This is a genomic window from Pseudomonas kielensis, from assembly GCF_030505375.1.
GTDB classification, from domain to species: domain Bacteria; phylum Pseudomonadota; class Gammaproteobacteria; order Pseudomonadales; family Pseudomonadaceae; genus Aquipseudomonas; species Aquipseudomonas kielensis.
In genome coordinates this window covers 3555602-3573035 of record NZ_CP130043.1, presented here as the reverse complement: position 1 = coordinate 3573035, position 17434 = coordinate 3555602, and the positions used below count along the sequence as shown (strand labels likewise).

Below are 17434 nucleotides of genomic sequence, written 5' to 3'. Positions count from 1 at the left end.
CCTACAGAAATCGTACAAGCCTGTAGGCGCCAGCGATTTTCCAGCGCTGTCTCAAGCCTGTTCCAGGGCCACGCCCGCGCCCACCAGCCCGGGATACGGGGCGGTTACCAGCCACACTGGGATGCCCTGGAAATACTCGCTCATGCAGCCTTTGTCGGCAAAACAACGGGCGAATCCACTTTCCAGGAAAAAATCGGCAAACCGCGGGATGACTCCACCGACAATGTAGACACCGCCACGGGCACCGGTGGTCAGCACGTTGTTACCCGCCACCCGTCCCAGCCAGCAGCAGAACTGCTCGAGCACTTCGCGGGCAATCGGGTCGCCGGCCAGGCCGGCGGCGGTGATGGCTTGCGGGGTGTCGAGTGTTGGCGTATGCCCGTCCACTGCGCAGATCGCCCGGTACAGCCGTGGCAAACCACCGCCGCTGAGTACGGTTTCGGCGCTGACATGGCCCATTTCGTTATAGAGGTGCTGCCACAGCTGAGTTTCCCGCGGGCTGCTCAACGGCAGGTCGACATGCCCGCCCTCACCCGGCAGGGCCGCCCAGCGTCCCTGCCCCTGATCGAGCAAGGTGCCAACCCCAAGTCCCGTGCCCGGGCCGATCACCACGGCCGGGCGCAGCGGCTCGGGGGTTCCGGCGCAGACCACGCGAAATTCCCCCGGCTGCAGGCGTGTCATGCCCAGGGCCATGGCCGAAAAATCATTCACCAGCAACAACTGCTCAAGCTGCAAGGCCTGGCAGAAAGCCTTGCGACTCAGGCGCCAGTGGTTGTTGGTGAAACGAAACTCGTCGCCACTGACCGGGCCGGCCACCGACAGGCAGACCGCACCGATCGCTCCCGGCGCCAGGCCCAGGCCCTTGAGATAGGCGCCAATGGCATCTTCCGGGCAGGCGAAGTCGGCTGTCGCCAGCACCTGGACCGACGCCAGTTGCTGGTCTTTCCACAAGGCAAAACGTGCATTGGTCCCACCAATGTCACCGACCAGCGCTAGTTTCACTTAAGGGTCTCCAAGGCAGAGGTAAAGGCGCTGGCGCCCTGCTCTGCCGAGCTGAAGGCCATGCGCATGAACCCGAACAGTTCGCGCCCGCAACCGATGCCGTTATCCAGCAGGCCAGTGGCCGGGTTGCGCGCCGCAAATTCAGCGGCGTCCACCAGCACTTGCAGAGTGCCCTGGACGCCATCGACGCGGATCATATCGCCCTCTTGCACGCGGGCCAAAGCACCACCGACAAAAGCCTCGGGGCTGACGTGAATGGCCGCCGGGATTTTCCCCGACGCACCGGACATCCGCCCGTCCGTGACCAGTGCCACCTTGAAGCCGCGATCCTGCAGCACGCCGAGGAATGGGGTCATCTTGTGCAGCTCCGGCATGCCATTGGAACGCGGGCCCTGGAAGCGCATCACGGCGACAAAATCCTTCTCCAACAGGCCAGCCTTGAACGCATCGGCCAGGTCCTGCTGATCCTGGAACACCATGGCCGGAGCCTCGACCACCTGATGTTCCGGGGCCACCGCCGAGACTTTCATCACCCCGCGCCCCAGGTTGCCTTCCATCACCCGCAGGCCGCCTTCGGCCGAGAACGCCCGGGCCACCGGCCGCAGGATGTTTTCATCGAGGCTTTCGCGCGGACCTTCGCGCCATACCAGTTGGCCGTCCTCCAGGAACGGTTCCTGGGTGTAGCGACTCAGGCCGTGGCCGGCCACGGTGTTGACGTTTTCATGCAGCAGACCGGCCGCCAGCAATTCACGGATCAGGAACGACATGCCGCCAGCCGCCTGGAAGTGGTTGATGTCGGCCTTGCCGTTCGGGTACACGTGGCTCAGGGTCGGCACCACCTCGGAGAGGTCGGCCATGTCCTGCCAGGTCAGCTGGATGCCTGCGGCCATGGCAATCGCCGGCATGTGCAGGGTGTGGTTGGTCGAGCCGCCGGTGGCGTGCAGGGCCACGATCGAATTGACCAGCGAGCGTTCGTCGACGATTTCGCCGATCGGCATGAAGTTGCCGCTCTGTTTGGTCAGGCGTGTGATCTGGAACGCCGCTTCGCGGGTCAGGGCATCACGCAGCGGGGTGTTCGGGTTGACGAACGAAGCCCCCGGCAGGTGCAGGCCCATGACTTCCATCAGCAACTGGTTGGTGTTGGCGGTGCCGTAGAAGGTGCAGGTGCCCGGGCTGTGGTAGGACTTCATTTCCGACTCCAGCAGCTCTTCGCGGCTGGCCTTGCCTTCGGCGTAGCGCTGGCGTACGTCGGCTTTTTCCTTGTTGGAAATCCCCGAGACCATCGGTCCGCCTGGGACGAAGATGGTCGGCAGATGACCAAAACGCAGCGAGCCCATCATCAGGCCCGGGACGATTTTGTCGCAGATGCCCAGCATCATCGCCGCGTCGAACATGTTGTGGGACAGCGCCACGGCGGTCGACAGAGCGATCACTTCACGGCTGGCAATCCCCAGTTCCATGCCCGGCTCGCCCTGGGTCACGCCGTCACACATCGCCGGGACACCGCCGGCGAACTGGCCGACCGAACCGATCTCGCGCAGCGCCTGTTTGATCTGTTCCGGGTAGGTCTCGTACGGCTGGTGCGCCGAGAGCATGTCGTTATATGACGAAACAATTGCCACGTTGGCGGCGTTCATCATCCGCAGGCTTTGCTTGTCTTCGGTGCCGCACCCGGCCACGCCGTGGGCGAAGTTGGCGCATTGCAGCTTGCCGCGCATCGGGCCATCACTGGCGGCGCCGCGAATCAATGCAAGGTAAGCCTCACGGGTAGCGCGGCTACGGGTGATAAGCCGTTCGGTGACCTCAAGTACGCGGGGATGCATGTGTAGAACTCCAGGCTAACGGATGTGGCGACCTGTTCGTGTCTATGCTGATCAAGAGGCGTCTACGCGGGTGGCGTTGACGATTTTCTTGACCACTCGGACCAGTTGATTCAGGTCACTCGTTGTAGATAAAACAAAATATTGCCACTAAAAAGGCTTGTTTTCTATTTTTATGCGAATAATCTTGTAATTCCAACAACAAAACGACGGCGGCGCAATTCAAATGACTCTTCGAATCGCAATCAATGGTTTTGGCCGTATCGGCCGCAACGTCCTGCGGGCACTGTATACCCAAGGCTACCGTCAGGATTTGCAGATCGTCGCCATTAACGATCTGGGCGACAGCTCGATGAACGCCCACCTGCTCAAGTACGACACCGTGCATGGCACGTTTGATGCCGAAGTGCAGCACGACCAAGAGAGCCTGACGGTCAACGGCGACCGCATTTCGGTCAGCGCCATTCGCAACCCGGCCGACCTGCCCTGGGCTGCGGAAAAGATCGATGTCGTGTTCGAATGCACCGGCCTGTTCACCGACCGGGCCAAAGCCGCCGCGCATATTAGCGCCGGCGCACGCAAAGTGATCATTTCGGCACCGGCCAAGGGCGCTGATGCGACCGTGGTCTACGGGGTCAACCACGACATCCTGCGCCAGTCGCACCAGATCATCTCCAACGCCTCGTGCACCACCAACTGCCTGGCCCCGGTGGCCCAGGTGCTGCACCGTGAACTGGGCATCGAGAGCGGCCTGATGACCACCATCCATGCCTACACCAACGACCAGAACCTGACGGACGTCTACCACAGCGACCCGTACCGCGCCCGCTCGGCCACCCAGAACATGATCCCGAGCAAGACCGGCGCCGCGGAAGCGGTAGGCCTGGTACTGCCGGAACTGGCCGGCAAGCTGACCGGCATGGCCGTGCGTGTGCCGGTGATCAACGTTTCCCTGGTGGACCTGACCGTGCAGCTCAAGCGCGAAGCCACGGCGGATGAGGTCAACGCGCTGCTGCGCGAGGCCAGCCAGCATTCGAAGATCCTCGGCTACAACACCCTGCCCCTGGTTTCCAGCGACTTCAACCACAACCCGCTGTCGTCGATTTTCGACGCCAACCACACCAAAGTCAGCGGCAAACTGCTCAAGGTCCTGGCCTGGTACGACAACGAATGGGGTTTCTCCAACCGCATGCTGGATAACTGCCTGGCGCTGTGCAACGCCGAATAAGCACTGCGGGAGCTGCCACCGGCAGCTCCCCTCTGGTTTTGTTGGAGCCCCCCCCCGATGATCGGCATCACCTTCACCGAAAAAACCATGGCGGCGCGCAAGCGCATCGCCCTCGTCGCCCATGACCACTGCAAAGTGTTCCTGCTCGACTGGGCCGAGCGCCAGAAGCACAAGCTCGCCCAACATGAATTGATCGCCACCGGCACCACCGGCCTGCTGCTCAGCCAACGCCTGGACCTGCCCGTGCAAAGCATGATCAGCGGCCCACTGGGCGGTGATCAGCAACTGGGCGCGCAAATCGCCGAGCAGCGCGTAGACCTGCTGGTGTTCTTCTGGGACCCCTTCGAACCCCAACCCCACGACCCGGACATCAAGGCGCTGCTGCGGGTGGCCGCCGTCTGGAACATTGCAGTGGCCTGCAACGAATGCAGCGCCGACTACCTGCTCAGCAGCCCGCTGCTGGATCAGCCGCACGCCCACCGGATCCCCGATTACCCGGCCTACCTGCAAGGCCGCCGATAATTCCTGCAAAAAGAAGCGCTTGACCTTTGATACAGATGATAAGCATTATCATTCGCTTGAAATCGATCAGGTCCTACTGTGAGTCAAGCGCACTTCAACCACGTCTTCCTCGCTCAGCGCGTCTCGCTGCTGCGCACCCTGGAGCGGATGGTCAATAACCACAGCACCGCCGAGGACCTGTTGCAGGAAACCTACCTGCGCGTGACCCGGGCCCTGAGTGAACGGGCCATCGACCACCTGGAACCCTTCGTCTTTCAAACCGCCCGCAACCTGGCGCTGGATCACCTGCGCGCCCGCCGTATCCAGTCCCGCACGATGCTCGAGGACGTACCGCTGGAGGTGGTGCAGAACGTTGCCGCGCCGCTCAGCAGTGCCGAGGACGCCGCCCATGCCGAACAGATGCTCGAACGCTTGAACATCAGCCTCAGCCAACTGAGCCCACGCCAACAGCAGATTTTCATCCTCAGCCGCCTGCACGGCCACAGCTACCTGGAGATCGCCGAAAAACTCAGCGTGTCCCTGAGCACCGTGCAAAAAGACCTGAAGCTGATCATGGCGATCTGTGTCGGCGTCGCCGATCGTCTCAACGGCCGCTGAGTCGGTCGGCCCATTGTTGTGCACACCTGCGTCAGGGCCTCGGCTTTGTTACCCTTAGCCGAGGTTTTTAGCACTCTTATCCAAAACCAGCCGCGCGCAGACGTGGCCGAGGACCCCCCGTGACGGACAGCCACCACTCCCACCCGCCAACCCCGGCGCGGGACTCCGCCAGCACCGGGGCGATGGATCAAGCCCTGGACTGGCTGATCGTGCTGGACAGTCCAAGCGAGGCGCAACGCCGTGAGTTTCAAGCCTGGCTCGCCGCCGACCCGCGCCACGGTGAAGCCTTCGCCATGGCCCAGGCCGTGTGGGACGGCCCGCAAGTGGCACAGTGCGCGCAGACCCTGGACAGCGCCAAGCGCAAGGTCAGCGTGCTCGGGCGCCTGCGCCCTCACTGGAAACCCCTGGCCAGCGCGGCAGTGCTGCTGCTCGGCCTGTTCAGTTTCAGCAACCTGCCGATGCGCCTGCAGGCCGATCACTTGACCGTGGTCGGCGAGCGTCAGCGCCTGCAATTGGAGGACGGCTCGAAAGTCCTGCTCAACACCAACTCGGCCTTCTCCAGCACCATCAACGATCAACAACGGGTGGCCCGCCTGTTCCAGGGCGAAGCCTATTTCGAAGTGGCCGCCAATCGTGGCCTGCCCCTGGAAATCGATGCCGGGCCGGTCACCGCCAGCGTGCGCGACACCTCCTTCGCCGTGCGCTACCTGGACGGTGTCGCCCAGGTGCGGGTGCAGCGCGGCGATGTCGACCTGCGCAGCGCCCACAGCGATGCCCGGGTGCGCCTGAGCGCCGGCGAAAGCATCCGCATCGGGCCCAATGGTTTCGATCAACCGGCCCGCCTCGACCCGGCGACAGACCTGGCGTGGGTCCAGGGCCGCCTGGTGTTCGAAAACTGCCCGCTGAACCAGGTCCTGGCCGAGCTGCGCCGCTACTACCCGGGCTGGATCATCAACACCAACGAACAGTTGGCCAATGTGTCGGTAACCGGCAACTACCGTCTCGACCAGCCGCTGGACGTGGTCCGGTCGCTGGCGCACATCACCTCCGCCAAGCTCCAGGAATTCCCGGCGCTGGTGATCTTGAACTAAATGAGAATTATTTTTACTCGATAGCCATTCACCGTACGTCTCGTTATAGCCAATGCAATTGATTCGCATCTCTGATGCCAATCTGCACCTATAAGATTCGTGCGACACGGAGCGCTATCGATGTCCTCTCGCCTTACCCGCCGGTCCTCTTCACCTTCCCAGCGCGTGCACCACTGCACGCTGTCCCTGTTGACCGCTGCCATGCTGCTGGCCGGCACCCAGGCGGCGCCTGTCATGGCCGCCACCCCGGCCCAACAGCCAAGCCGCCAGATGGGCGACTACAGCTTCGCCATTGCCCAGCAACCACTGGTCTCGGCGCTCAATGCGTTCACCGCCGTCACCGGCTGGCAGGTCGGCTTGCCGGCAGAACTGGCTGAAGGCGTGGCCTCGCCAGGCGTGCGCGGCGCACTGACCCCGGAAAAAGCCCTGGATCGCCTGTTGGTGGGGACCAACCTGAGCTATCGCAAACTGGGCAGCAACAACATCGTGCTGGAGAAACGCGCGACCGGCGGCACCCTCGCCCTGCAGCAGATGACCATCAGCGCCACGCGCCAGGAGCAAAGCGTCGACAGCGTGCCGAGCACCGTGACCGTGCACACCCGCGAAGAGCTGGATCGCAACAACGTCAACACCATCAAGGACCTGGTGCGCTATGAGCCGGGTGTATCGGTCGGCGGTACCGGCACCCGGGGCGGCATCAGCGGCTACAACATTCGCGGCATCGACGGCGACCGGATCCTGACCCAGGTCGATGGCGTCGAGATTCCCAACGGTTTCTTCAACGGCCCGTATGCCAAGACCCAACGCAACTACGTCGACCCGGAAATCGTCAAGCGCGTGGAAATCCTCCGCGGTCCGGCCTCGGTGCTGTACGGCAGCAACGCCATCGGGGGCGCGGTGAGCTACTTCACCCTCGACCCGGACGACATCATCAAGCCCGGCCAGGATGCTGGCGCTCGCCTGAAAACCGGTTATAGCTCCGCCGATGACAGCTGGCTGAAATCCGCCACCGTCGCCGGGCGCGCCGATCAGTTCGACGGTTTGCTGCACTTCAGCCAGCGCGACGGTCACGAAACCGAATCCTACGGCCACAACAACGGCACCGGCCTGGATCGCACCGCGGCCAACCCGGAAGACGTGCGCACCACCAACGTGCTGGCCAAGACGGGCTGGGACTACGCCGAAGACGCGCGCCTGGGCCTGACCTACGAGAAGTACAAGGAGCACCGCGACGCCGACCTGCAAAGCGCCGTCGGCGGCCCGTTCAACAACGGCCAGCCCCTGGGCATGTACCGCTCGCGCACCGGTGAAGAAACCGTCAGCCGCGAACGTTTTGGCCTGGAAAACAGCTTCGCCGTCGATGCCCTGCTGGTGGACAACCTCAAGTGGAGCCTGAACTACCAGATCGCCAAGACTGGCCAGAGCACCCTGGAAGACTACTTCCCGTTCAGCCGTAACGTGATGCGCTCACGCGAAACCCTCTACGAGGAAAAACAGTGGGTGTTCGACGCGCAACTGGACAAGGCATTCGCCATCGGCGAGACCGGCCACGTGCTGACCTACGGCACCAGCATCAAACAGCAGAAAGTCACCGGTTCGCGCACCGGCAGCGGCACCTGCCTGACGGTAGGCCGTGGTTGCAGCGCCGTCGGCGCCATCAGCCCCAGCGATGTGCTGAAAAAATCCAGCGACTTCCCGGACCCGACCATCGACACCTACAGCCTGTTCGCCCAGGACCAGATCACCTGGAACAACTGGACCTTCCTCCCGGGCCTGCGCTACGACTACACCAAGCTCAAGCCCCATGTCACCCAGGAGTTCCTCAACACCGTAGCGCCTGATGGCCTGGGCACGGTCAGCGATGAGAACAAGACCTGGAACCGGGTCTCGCCCCGGTTCGGCCTGACCTACACGCTGAACGACAACTACACCTGGTTCGGCCAGTACGCCGAAGGTTTCCGTACCCCGACCGCCAAGGCCTTGTACGGTCGCTTCGAAAACCTCAACCCGGGCTACAGCGTGGCACCGAACCCGGACCTGGAGCCGGAAAAAAGCCAGAGCTACGAGACCGGCCTGCGCGGCAACTTCGAGGCGGGCAACTTCGACATGGTGGTGTTCTATAACAAGTACCGCGACTTCATCAACGAAGACGCCGTGACCCCCGGGTACAACGAGCTGACGTTCCAGAGCAACAACATCAAGCACGCCACCATCAAGGGCGTGGAGCTCAAGGGTCGCCTGAACCTCGATACCTTCGGCGCACCACAGGGCCTCTACACCCAAGGCTCGATTGCCTACGCCCACGGCCGCAACAACGACACCGGCGAGCCACTCAATTCGGTCAACCCGCTGACCGGCGTGTTCGGCCTGGGCTATGACCAGGACAGCTACGGCGCCTTGCTCAGCTGGACCCTGGTGCAAAAGAAAAACCTGGTGGACGACAGCACCTTCAATTCGCCGGATGGCGTCAGCGGCCAGTTCAAGACCCCAGGTTACGGCGTGCTCGACCTGGCCGGTTTCTACAAGGTCAGCGACGAGGTGACCCTCAGCGCTGGCGTGTACAACCTGGCGGACAAGAAATACTGGCAGTGGGACAACGTGCGCGGTTACGACAGCGTCGGCGAGGCCGCCGTGCTCAGCCCGGCCAACCTCGATCGCCTGACCGAGCCAGGCCGCAACTTCGCGATCAACCTGATCTGGGACATCTGATCGCTACCCGCTGATGGAAATCTCGTTGCGCCTTTTTCCTGGGCGCAGCGAGGATTTTTTACTGTGCTGCGTCTCCTGGTTCGTCTAGTTACCAAGCGCATCTCATTCTCAAGGACTTCTTCATGACCGCTGCCGACCCGACTCAACGCCCGAGCCTGCGTTCCCAACGCCTGAACCAGATCACCCACGAGCCTCATGCCAAGCTCGACGCCCTGGTCAAGGCCCATGCGCCGTTTGAAACCCAGGCCAACTTCGCCCGTTTTGTGGTGGCCCAGTACCTGTTCCAATCGGAACTGGTGTCGCTGTACAACGATCCCGAGCTGATCGCCATTGTCCCCGACCTGGCAGAGCGCTGCCGCGCCGAAGCCGCCAAGGCCGACCTGGCTGACCTCGACACGCCGATCCCGGGCCCAGTGGCAGGCGCCGTGCAACGCCCAAGCAAGGCCGAGGCCCTGGGCTGGCTGTTCGTGTCCGAAGGCTCGAAACTCGGTGCCGCCTTCCTGATCAAGCGTGCCGTAGGCCTGGGCCTGAGCGAATCCTTCGGTGCCCGCCACCTGGGCGAGCCGGCCGGTGGTCGCGCCGAAGGCTGGAAAAACTTCGTCAGGACCCTCGACGGCCTGGCGTTCAGCGCCGAAGAAGAAGCCGCGGTCGACAAAGGCGCCATCGACGCCTTCAACCGCTTCACCGTCTTGCTGGAACAGGCTTACGCCACAGCGCCTGAAATGGCCTGACCAACCCCCTGCCCAACCTGGTTGGGCAGGGCAACCTGTAGCCTTGCGATCCAGTCTCGCGGTCAGCCTCTGAACAACCCATGTCTCGCCTCGCCTCCTCCAAACTCGCGCGCATCCTCTTCGGCCTGCTGGCCTACGTCAGCCTGGGCATTGGCCTGATCGCCATTGTCGTGCCGGGGTTGCCGACCACCGAATTCATCCTGCTGGCCGCCTGGGCGGCGACCAAGAGTTCGCCGCGTCTGAGTGCCTGGCTGGAAAACCATCGGCTGTTCGGGCCGATCCTGAAAAACTGGCGCAACGGCAAGATTGTTGCGCGCCGGGCCAAGATCAGCGCCACCGTCAGCATGCTGCTGTGTGCGGGGCTGATGCTGCTGATGCTCGATCACGGTTGGCCGATCTACCTCGCCATCGCTGGCATGAGCCTGGGCAACCTGTGGATCTGGTCGCGCCCCGAGTCCCTGCCACACGCCTCCTGACGCCCGCCCCCAGTCGCGAAAGCAACCGTTCGTCGGCTTTTGCTCATGCCCAGCCTTTGTAAGCCGATGTGTCACACATGGCGCTGAATGGATTTGGCGAGCGGGTTGCTCACGACCCTCGGCCCACCAGTCATCCCTTCGCGAGATCGCCCCATGTTCGACTCTCTTTCCATCCGCCTGAAAATCGTGCTGTTGTCCGGACTGTGCCTGTTGGGCGTGGTGGGCTTGATCGTCGGCATGAACATCTACCAGACCAATCAGAACGATCAACTGGTCAGCGCCTCGAGCACGCGAATGCTCACCGCCAGCGTCGAAGACCTGCTCCAGGCCAAGGCGGCCGAGCAGGCGGTGCGGGTGCAGAAAACCTTCGGCGAAAGCCTGCTGGTGGTGACCGCCCTGGCCGACCAGATCGCTGACCTGCGTCGCCTGGCCGGCCAGCGCGCGCTGGATAGCGGCGCCCTGCGCGAGGAATTGAACCAGAGCCTGAAGAGCGCTTTCGAGCGCAACACCGGGGCTCTGGGAATCTGGCTGGCGTTCGAGCCTAATGGCCTGGACGGCCAGGACCAGGGCTTCGTCAACGACGCTGCTCGCCTGTCCAACGAAGCCGGGCGATTTGCCAGTTACTGGAGCCGTGCCGGGGGGACCGGGCAAAACACCATCATGACCGAAGAGGACATGACCAAGACCACCCTCAACCTCAGTGGCACCCCCTACAACAGTTGGTACACCTGCCCCCGCGACAGCAAGCGTACCTGCCTGCTCGACCCCTACGCCGACACCGTCGCCGGCAAGGAAATGCTGATGACCAGTATTTCCGTACCGTTGCTGGTCAATGGCAAGGCGATCGGCGTGGTCGGCATCGACATCTCCCTCGACGCCCTGCAAGCCGCCGCCCTCAACGCCCAGCGCGACCTGTTCAACGGTGCCGGGCACATGCTGATCGTGTCCGGCAGCGGTGTGCTGGCCGGCAATAGCGTCGATGCCAGCAAACTGGGGAAAAACCTGGCCGAGGCCCTGGGCAACGACGGCAAGGACGTGCTGCAACTGATCAACGCCAACAGCGCGAAGATTCTCCAGCAGGGCGACCTGATCCGCGCGGTGCTGCCGGTCAGCCCGATTGCCGACAGCAAGCCTTGGGGGGTGGTGATCGACCTGCCCCGGCAAGTGCTGCTGGCCGACTCACTGAAACTGCAAACGGTGCTCGATGAGGCGCAGGACCTGGGCACCTACAAGACCCTGGCCGTGGCCATCGGCGCCGGCCTGCTGGGCCTGCTGCTGATGTGGTTGACCGCCTCCGGCGTGACCCGGCCAATCAACAGCGTGGCCGCCATGCTCAAGGCGATTGCCAGCGGCGACGGCGACCTGACCCAGCGCCTGAACTACAGCAAGCAAGACGAGTTGGGCGAACTGGTGAGCTGGTTCAACCGCTTCCTCGACAAACTGCAGCCGACCATCGCGCAGATCAAGCAAAGCATCACCGACGCCCGAGGCACCGCCGACCAGTCCTCGGCAATCGCCCGCCAGACCAGTGAAGGCATGCAGGTGCAGTTCCGCGAAATCGACCAGGTCGCCACCGCCTCCAACGAAATGAGCGCCACCGCCCATGACGTCGCCAACAGCGCCTCGAATGCCGCCAGCGCCGCCAAGGGCGCGGACCAGTCGGCCCGGGACGGGATGTCGATCATCGAACGCAGCACCCGCGACATCAATCAACTGGCCGAAGAAGTCAGCAAGGCGGTGACCGAAGTCGAAGCGCTGGCCGTCAACAGCGAGCAGATCGGCTCGGTACTGGAGGTGATCCGCAGCATCGCCGAACAGACCAACCTGCTGGCCCTCAACGCCGCGATCGAGGCGGCTCGCGCCGGCGAAAGCGGACGCGGCTTTGCGGTGGTCGCCGATGAAGTACGCAACCTGGCCAAACGCACCCAGGATTCGGTCGAGGAGATCCGCCTGGTGATCGAACGGATTCAGACCGGCACCCGCGGCGTGGTCGCCACCATGCATTCGAGCCAGACCCAGGCGCACAACAACGCCGGGCAGATCCAGCAAGCGGTGCAGGCCCTGGGCAAGATCAGCGAGGCGGTCACGGTGATCAGCGACATGAACCTGCAGATCGCCAGCGCCGCCGAGCAGCAGAGCGCCGTGGCCGAAGAGGTCAACCGCAACGTTTCGGCGATCCGCACGGTCACCGAGACCCTGACCGAGCAGGCCACCGAGTCGGCGCAGATCAGCAGCCAGCTCAACTCCCTGGCCACCCACCAGATGAAACTGATGGACCAGTTCCGGGTGTAGGCCCTCCACCACAGCGCTTTTGTTCTATGATCGAGCCCTCTTTCGGAGGGCACTCGATGACCGACATGCTGACTGCCCTGCAAGCCGCATTGGGCTTGCAGAAAACTGCCATCCCGTTCACCGCCGAGGGCGCCCTGCCCTCGGCGTTTGCCGTCACCGACCTGGCCAGCGCCAGCATCGCGGTGGCCGGCCAGGCCCTCAGCGAACTGCTGCTGCAACAGACCGGCCGTTTACCCGCCCTTGAAGTCGACCGCCGACTGGCGTCTTTCTGGTTCGCCACGTCTCTGCGCCCGTTGGGCTGGAAGGTGCCGCCGCTGTGGGACCCGCTCGCCGGTGACTACGCCACGGACGATGGCTGGATTCGCCTGCACACCAACGCCGCCCATCATCGGCGCGCCGCCGAACACGTACTGGGGGCCTGCCCCGACCGCAACGCGATGGCCGCCAAGGTTGCGTCGTGGGCCAAGGATGATCTGGAGCAGGCGGTGGTCGACGCTGGGGGCTGCGCAGCGGTCATGCGCTCCTGGCAGCAATGGCAGGTCCACCCCCAGGGGATGGCTGTCAACGCCGAGCCACTGGTGCACTTCGTGCCCCTTGAGGATGAACGCCGCCATGGCGGGTGGGGATCCGTCGCCCGGCCGCTGGCTGGGCTCAAGGTCCTGGACCTGACGCGGGTCCTGGCCGGCCCCGCCGCCAGCCGTTTTCTCGCCGGCCTGGGCGCCGATGTGCTGCGCATCGACCCACCCCACTGGCACGAGCCGGGCGTCGTCGCGGAAATGACCCTGGGCAAACGCTGCGCCCACCTTGATCTGCACCAGCGCCAAGACCGCCAGGTGTTTGAAGCCCTGCTCAAGGACGCCGACATTCTGCTCCACGGCTACCGCGCCGACGCCCTAGAAGCCCTCGGCTACGGTGCTCGCGAACGCCAGGCACTGGCCCCGGGGCTGATCGACGTCAGCCTCAATGCCTATGGCTGGAGCGGCCCCTGGCAGAATCGACGGGGCTTCGACAGCCTGGTGCAGATGAGCAGCGGCATCGCCGAAGCCGGCATGGCCTGGCAACACAGCGACCAACCAACGCCCCTCCCCGTGCAGGCCCTGGACCACGCCACCGGGTACCTGATGGCGGCCAGTTGCCTCAAGCTACTGACCACGCGCCTGGCCAGTGGCTGCGGCGGTTCAGCCCGTCTATCGCTGGCGCGTACGGCGAAGCTACTGCTTGAACACCCCGCCACACCACAACCGGCACTGCGTGCCGAAGCGGCCAGCGATCAGGGACTCGTGCTGGAACAGACCACCTGGGGACCGGCCCATCGGCTGCGAGTGCCGCTGAAAATCAACGGCACGCCCTTGCAATGGGCGCTGCCAGCCGGCGAGCTGGGAGCCCATCGGGCACAGTGGTAAAGGGTATTGAAAAAGCCAGTGGGCGCGAGCCTGCTCGCGAGGGCGGTGGGTCAGGCACCCTTGATGTTGAATGGGCTGGCCCTATCGCGAGCAAGCTCGCTCCCACAAAGGCATCCCGCAGTGATATCCCACAGAGATACTCCACCCAGAAAAAACCAGGCCCGCCGGTAGGCCGCCTCGCCCGCCCTGACCACAACAACGGATCTATCCACAAAGCCAAGTATGGCCGCCAGATGTTCGCCCCCTGATAGTCGAGCGTCAGCCTCACAAACTCAGCACGCCGCGGTACAAGCCATAGGCCGCCACCATCGCACCGGCTACCACGCAGGCGAAAATGCCTTTTTCGATGTGGGTGAACAGCGGCTCGCCCTGCTCATGCTTGGCCTTGGCGAACAGAATCACCCCCGGTGCGTACAACAACGCCGACAGCAGCAGGTACTTGACCCCACCGGCATACAGCAGCCATACCGCATAGACCAGGGCGATCGCGCCGATCAGCAAATCCTTGGTGCGCTCGCCCGAGGCGTTTTCATAGGTTTCACCGCGCCCACACAACAGCACCGCGTAGGCCGCCGACCACAGGTAGGGCACCAGGATCATCGACGAGGCGAGGTAGATCAGGCTGGTGTAGGTGCCGGCGGAAAACAGGGTGATCAGCAAGAACAGCTGGATCATCACGTTGGTCAGCCACAGGGCATTGACCGGTACATGGTTGGCGTTTTCTTTTCTCAGGAACGCCGGCATGGTCTTGTCCTGGGCCGTGGCAAACAGGATTTCGGCGCACAGCAGCGCCCATGACAACAGTGCCCCGAGCAATGAAATGGCCAGGCCGACACTGATCAGCAAGGCCCCCCACGGTCCGACGATATGCTCCAGCACGGCCGCCAGCGAAGGGTTTTGCAGCTGGGCCAACTCCGGCTGGCTCATGATCCCCAGCGACAGCACGTTCACCAGCACCAGCAGCGCCAGCACCCCGACAAAGCCGATGACGGTGGCCCGGCCGACGTCGGAGCGTTTTTCCGCGCGGGCCGAATACACGCTCGCGCCTTCGATGCCGATGAACACGAATACCGTGACCAGCATCATGTTGCGCACCTGGTCCATCACGCTGCCGAAGTTCGGGTTGCTGCGGCCCCAGATATCCCGGGTAAAGATGTCAGCCTCGAACGCCACGGCGGCAATCACGATGAACATCACCAGCGGCACGATCTTGGCGACCGTGGTCACCTGGTTGATGAACGCGGCCTCCTTGATCCCGCGCAGGACCAGGAAGTGCACCGCCCACAGCAGCACCGAGGCGCAGCCGATGGCAATCGGCGTGTTGCCCTGGCCAAACACCGGAAAGAAGTAACCCAGGGTACTGAACAGCAGCACGAAATAGCCGACGTTGCCCAGCCAGGCGCTCATCCAGTAGCCCCAGGCCGACGAGAAACCCATGTAGTCGCCAAACCCGGCCTTGGCGTAGGCATACACCCCCGAGTCCAGATCAGGCTTGCGGTTGGCCAGGGTCTGGAACACGAAGGCCAGGGTCAGCATGCCCACGGCGGTGATTGCCCAGCCGATCAATATGGCCCCGGCATCGGCGCGGGCGGCCATGTTCTGCGGCAAGGAAAAGATCCCACCGCCAATCATCGAGCCGACCACCAGGGCGATCAAGGCACTGAGTCGGAGCTTTTGCGCCGGTTGCGACATCGTTACCTCTCAAATCGACGTTTTGTCATGTTTGCGAACCATAACAAGTGTTTACTCAATTAAATATCCAGCGCAGCCGGACGTTTATCAGTAAAGGATAAAAAATAGAACTCGTTTAGAACTGTCTCATCTATGCCGCCGGAGGATTTTGCCAGTTTTATGGAGCATTTCCGATAAATCCAATCTGTACTGAAAGCCGCCGGCAAAAATTTGCACATTCTGAAAAACCAACTAGCTTCATACCTTGCTGCAATACGATGCATTTACCTTAGTTTCACCTGGAAGCCTCTAGGATGGGCTTCTTGGCGCGTTTAAAAACCTGATAAATCATTCATCAACAATGGAATGTGGCAATGAACTGATCTAAGTCAGCTGTTTGAAACGTCAGCGGATTTACTCTGCGCTCTCACTTCTCCTATAACGGAGTCATGCAATGTCTGAATCTCCCGGAAAACTACGACTAGGGGCCCTGGTCGCGCTTGTGGTCGGCTCCATGATTGGTGGCGGGATCTTTTCCTTGCCCCAGAACATGGCCGCCAGTGCCGATGTAGGCGCTGTGCTGATCGGCTGGGCTATTACCGCGGTCGGTATGTTGACCCTGGCCTTTGTCTTCCAGACCCTGGCTAACCGCAAGCCGAATCTGGATGGCGGGGTCTACGCCTATGCCAAGGCCGGTTTCGGCGATTACATGGGTTTCTCGTCGGCCTGGGGCTACTGGATCAGTGCCTGGCTGGGGAACGTCGGTTACTTCGTATTGCTGTTCAGTACCCTGGGTTACTTCTTCCCGATTTTCGGCGAGGGCAACACCGTCGCCGCCGTGATCGGTGCGTCCGTGCTGCTGTGGGCCGTGCACTTCCTGGTCCTGCGCGGGATCAAGGAAGCCGCGTTCATCAACCTGGTGACCACGGTGGCCAAGGTTGTACCGCTGCTGCTGTTTGTCATGATCGCCATTTTCGCCTTCAAGCTGGACATCTTCACGGCCGACATCTGGGGCCTGAAGAACCCGGACCTGGGCAGCGTGATGGATCAGGTGCGCAACATGATGCTGGTCACCGTCTGGGTGTTCATCGGCATCGAGGGCGCGAGCATCTTCTCCTCCCGTGCGGAAAAACGCTCGGACGTGGGTAAAGCCACGGTGATCGGCTTCATTACCGTGCTGCTGTTCCTGGTACTGGTGAACGTGCTGTCGCTGGGCATCATGACTCAACCGGAACTGGCCAAACTGCAGAACCCGTCGATGGCCGCCGTGCTGGAGCATGTGGTGGGTCACTGGGGCGCGGTGCTGATCAGCGTCGGCTTGATCATCTCCCTGCTCGGCGCCCTGCTGTCGTGGGTCCTGCTGTGTGCGGAGATCATGTTCGCCGCCGCCAAAGACCACACCATGCCGGAGTTCCTGCGCAAGGAAAACGAGAACCACGTACCGGTCAATGCCCTGTGGCTGACCAACGCCATGGTGCAGTTGTTCCTGATCATCACCCTGTTCTCGGCCAGTACTTACCTGTCGCTGATCTACCTCGCCACCTCGATGATCCTGGTGCCTTACCTGTGGTCGGCGGCCTACGCCCTGCTGCTGGCAGTGCGCGGCGAGACGTATGAGAACGCCCTGGCCGAACGCAAGAAAGACCTGTTCATCGGTGGCGTGGCCCTGATCTACGCGGTCTGGCTGATTTATGCCGGCGGCCTCAAATACCTGCTGCTGTCCGCCCTGCTCTATGCCCCTGGCGTGATCCTGTTCGCCAAGGCCAAGCGCGAGTTGGGCAAACCGATTTTCACCAACGTCGAGAAGCTGATTTTCGCCGCGGTCGTCATAGGTGCGCTGGTAGCGGCCTATGGGCTCTACGACGGCTTCCTGACCCTGTAACACTCAAGTT

General features: G+C 62.7%; 13 protein-coding genes and 1 pseudogene. 11 read left to right on the top strand and 3 right to left on the bottom strand.

What is annotated here, in order from left to right:
* Positions 1-51: 51 nt before the first annotated feature.
* A complete protein-coding gene (locus tag Q1W70_RS16680) occupies positions 52-1002 on the bottom strand; it encodes a glucokinase (RefSeq protein WP_166591024.1) in 951 nt (316 codons plus the stop codon).
* Positions 999-2825, bottom strand: a complete 1827-nt coding sequence (gene edd, locus Q1W70_RS16675; protein ID WP_182341979.1) for a phosphogluconate dehydratase — start codon at positions 2823-2825, stop codon at positions 999-1001. Before edd ends, Q1W70_RS16680 begins: the two co-directional genes overlap by 4 nt.
* Positions 2826-3048: 223 nt before the next feature.
* Between edd and gap the strand changes: the two genes are divergently transcribed.
* The 10 genes and pseudogenes from gap to Q1W70_RS16630 all read left to right on the top strand — a co-directional run bounded on the left by gap (position 3049) and on the right by Q1W70_RS16630 (position 13871).
* Positions 3049-4050 carry a type I glyceraldehyde-3-phosphate dehydrogenase gene (gene gap, locus Q1W70_RS16670; protein WP_166591022.1) on the top strand — a complete coding sequence of 334 codons (1002 nt, stop codon included), beginning with the start codon at positions 3049-3051 and terminating at the stop codon, positions 4048-4050.
* 57 nt (positions 4051-4107) lie between these two features.
* Positions 4108-4572: a methylglyoxal synthase gene (locus Q1W70_RS16665; protein ID WP_166591021.1), complete on the top strand. Its 465-nt coding sequence runs from the start codon at positions 4108-4110 to the stop codon at positions 4570-4572.
* 78 nt (positions 4573-4650) lie between these two features.
* On the top strand, positions 4651-5169 hold the full coding sequence (locus Q1W70_RS16660) for an RNA polymerase sigma factor (protein WP_166591020.1): 519 nt from the start codon (positions 4651-4653) through the stop codon (positions 5167-5169).
* 119 nt (positions 5170-5288) lie between these two features.
* Complete coding sequence (locus Q1W70_RS16655) at positions 5289-6260, top strand: FecR family protein (RefSeq protein WP_265536705.1); 972 nt, start codon at positions 5289-5291, stop codon at positions 6258-6260.
* Between the two features lie 120 nt (positions 6261-6380).
* On the top strand, positions 6381-8969 hold the full coding sequence (locus Q1W70_RS16650) for a TonB-dependent receptor (protein WP_185819036.1): 2589 nt from the start codon (positions 6381-6383) through the stop codon (positions 8967-8969).
* Positions 8970-9091: 122 nt separating this feature from the next.
* Positions 9092-9700 (top strand): biliverdin-producing heme oxygenase, encoded by a 609-nt coding sequence (locus tag Q1W70_RS16645; RefSeq protein ID WP_182341987.1) that lies wholly within the window; start codon positions 9092-9094, stop codon positions 9698-9700.
* An 80-nt stretch (positions 9701-9780) separates the two neighbouring features.
* Positions 9781-10176 carry a YbaN family protein gene (locus tag Q1W70_RS16640; RefSeq protein ID WP_302097605.1) on the top strand — a complete coding sequence of 132 codons (396 nt, stop codon included), beginning with the start codon at positions 9781-9783 and terminating at the stop codon, positions 10174-10176.
* 87 nt (positions 10177-10263) lie between these two features.
* A pseudogene (locus Q1W70_RS27320) lies at positions 10264-11610 on the top strand (methyl-accepting chemotaxis protein); the annotation flags it as partial.
* A gap of 102 nt (positions 11611-11712) precedes the next feature.
* A complete protein-coding gene (locus tag Q1W70_RS27315; protein ID WP_371927865.1) occupies positions 11713-12468 on the top strand; it encodes a methyl-accepting chemotaxis protein in 756 nt (251 codons plus the stop codon).
* A 56-nt stretch (positions 12469-12524) separates the two neighbouring features.
* Positions 12525-13871, top strand: a complete 1347-nt coding sequence (locus Q1W70_RS16630; RefSeq protein WP_302097604.1) for a CoA transferase — start codon at positions 12525-12527, stop codon at positions 13869-13871.
* A 264-nt stretch (positions 13872-14135) separates the two neighbouring features.
* Here Q1W70_RS16630 and arcD (Q1W70_RS16625) read toward each other — a convergent pair whose 3' ends face one another.
* Positions 14136-15563 carry an arginine-ornithine antiporter gene (gene arcD, locus Q1W70_RS16625; RefSeq protein WP_166591013.1) on the bottom strand — a complete coding sequence of 476 codons (1428 nt, stop codon included), beginning with the start codon at positions 15561-15563 and terminating at the stop codon, positions 14136-14138.
* A gap of 433 nt (positions 15564-15996) precedes the next feature.
* On the opposite strand from arcD (Q1W70_RS16625), the gene arcD (Q1W70_RS16620) reads away from it, so the two are divergent.
* Positions 15997-17424: an arginine-ornithine antiporter gene (gene arcD, locus Q1W70_RS16620; protein ID WP_182341999.1), complete on the top strand. Its 1428-nt coding sequence runs from the start codon at positions 15997-15999 to the stop codon at positions 17422-17424.
* Positions 17425-17434 lie beyond the last annotated feature (10 nt).

Excerpts from the sequence above, each read along its gene's own strand:
- Q1W70_RS16645 (WP_182341987.1), top strand. The coding sequence starts at position 9,092 with ATGACCGCTGCCGACCCGACTCAACGCCCGAGCCTGCGTTCCCAACGC.
- arcD (WP_182341999.1), top strand. The coding sequence starts at position 15,997 with ATGTCTGAATCTCCCGGAAAACTACGACTAGGGGCCCTGGTCGCGCTT.
- edd (WP_182341979.1), bottom strand. The coding sequence starts at position 2,825 with ATGCATCCCCGCGTACTTGAGGTCACCGAACGGCTTATCACCCGTAGC.
- Q1W70_RS16650 (WP_185819036.1), top strand. The coding sequence starts at position 6,381 with ATGTCCTCTCGCCTTACCCGCCGGTCCTCTTCACCTTCCCAGCGCGTG.
- Q1W70_RS16665 (WP_166591021.1), top strand. The coding sequence starts at position 4,108 with ATGATCGGCATCACCTTCACCGAAAAAACCATGGCGGCGCGCAAGCGC.
- gap (WP_166591022.1), top strand. The coding sequence starts at position 3,049 with ATGACTCTTCGAATCGCAATCAATGGTTTTGGCCGTATCGGCCGCAAC.
- Q1W70_RS27315 (WP_371927865.1), top strand. The coding sequence starts at position 11,713 with ATGCAGGTGCAGTTCCGCGAAATCGACCAGGTCGCCACCGCCTCCAAC.
- arcD (WP_166591013.1), bottom strand. The coding sequence starts at position 15,563 with ATGTCGCAACCGGCGCAAAAGCTCCGACTCAGTGCCTTGATCGCCCTG.
- Q1W70_RS16640 (WP_302097605.1), top strand. The coding sequence starts at position 9,781 with ATGTCTCGCCTCGCCTCCTCCAAACTCGCGCGCATCCTCTTCGGCCTG.
- Q1W70_RS16630 (WP_302097604.1), top strand. The coding sequence starts at position 12,525 with ATGACCGACATGCTGACTGCCCTGCAAGCCGCATTGGGCTTGCAGAAA.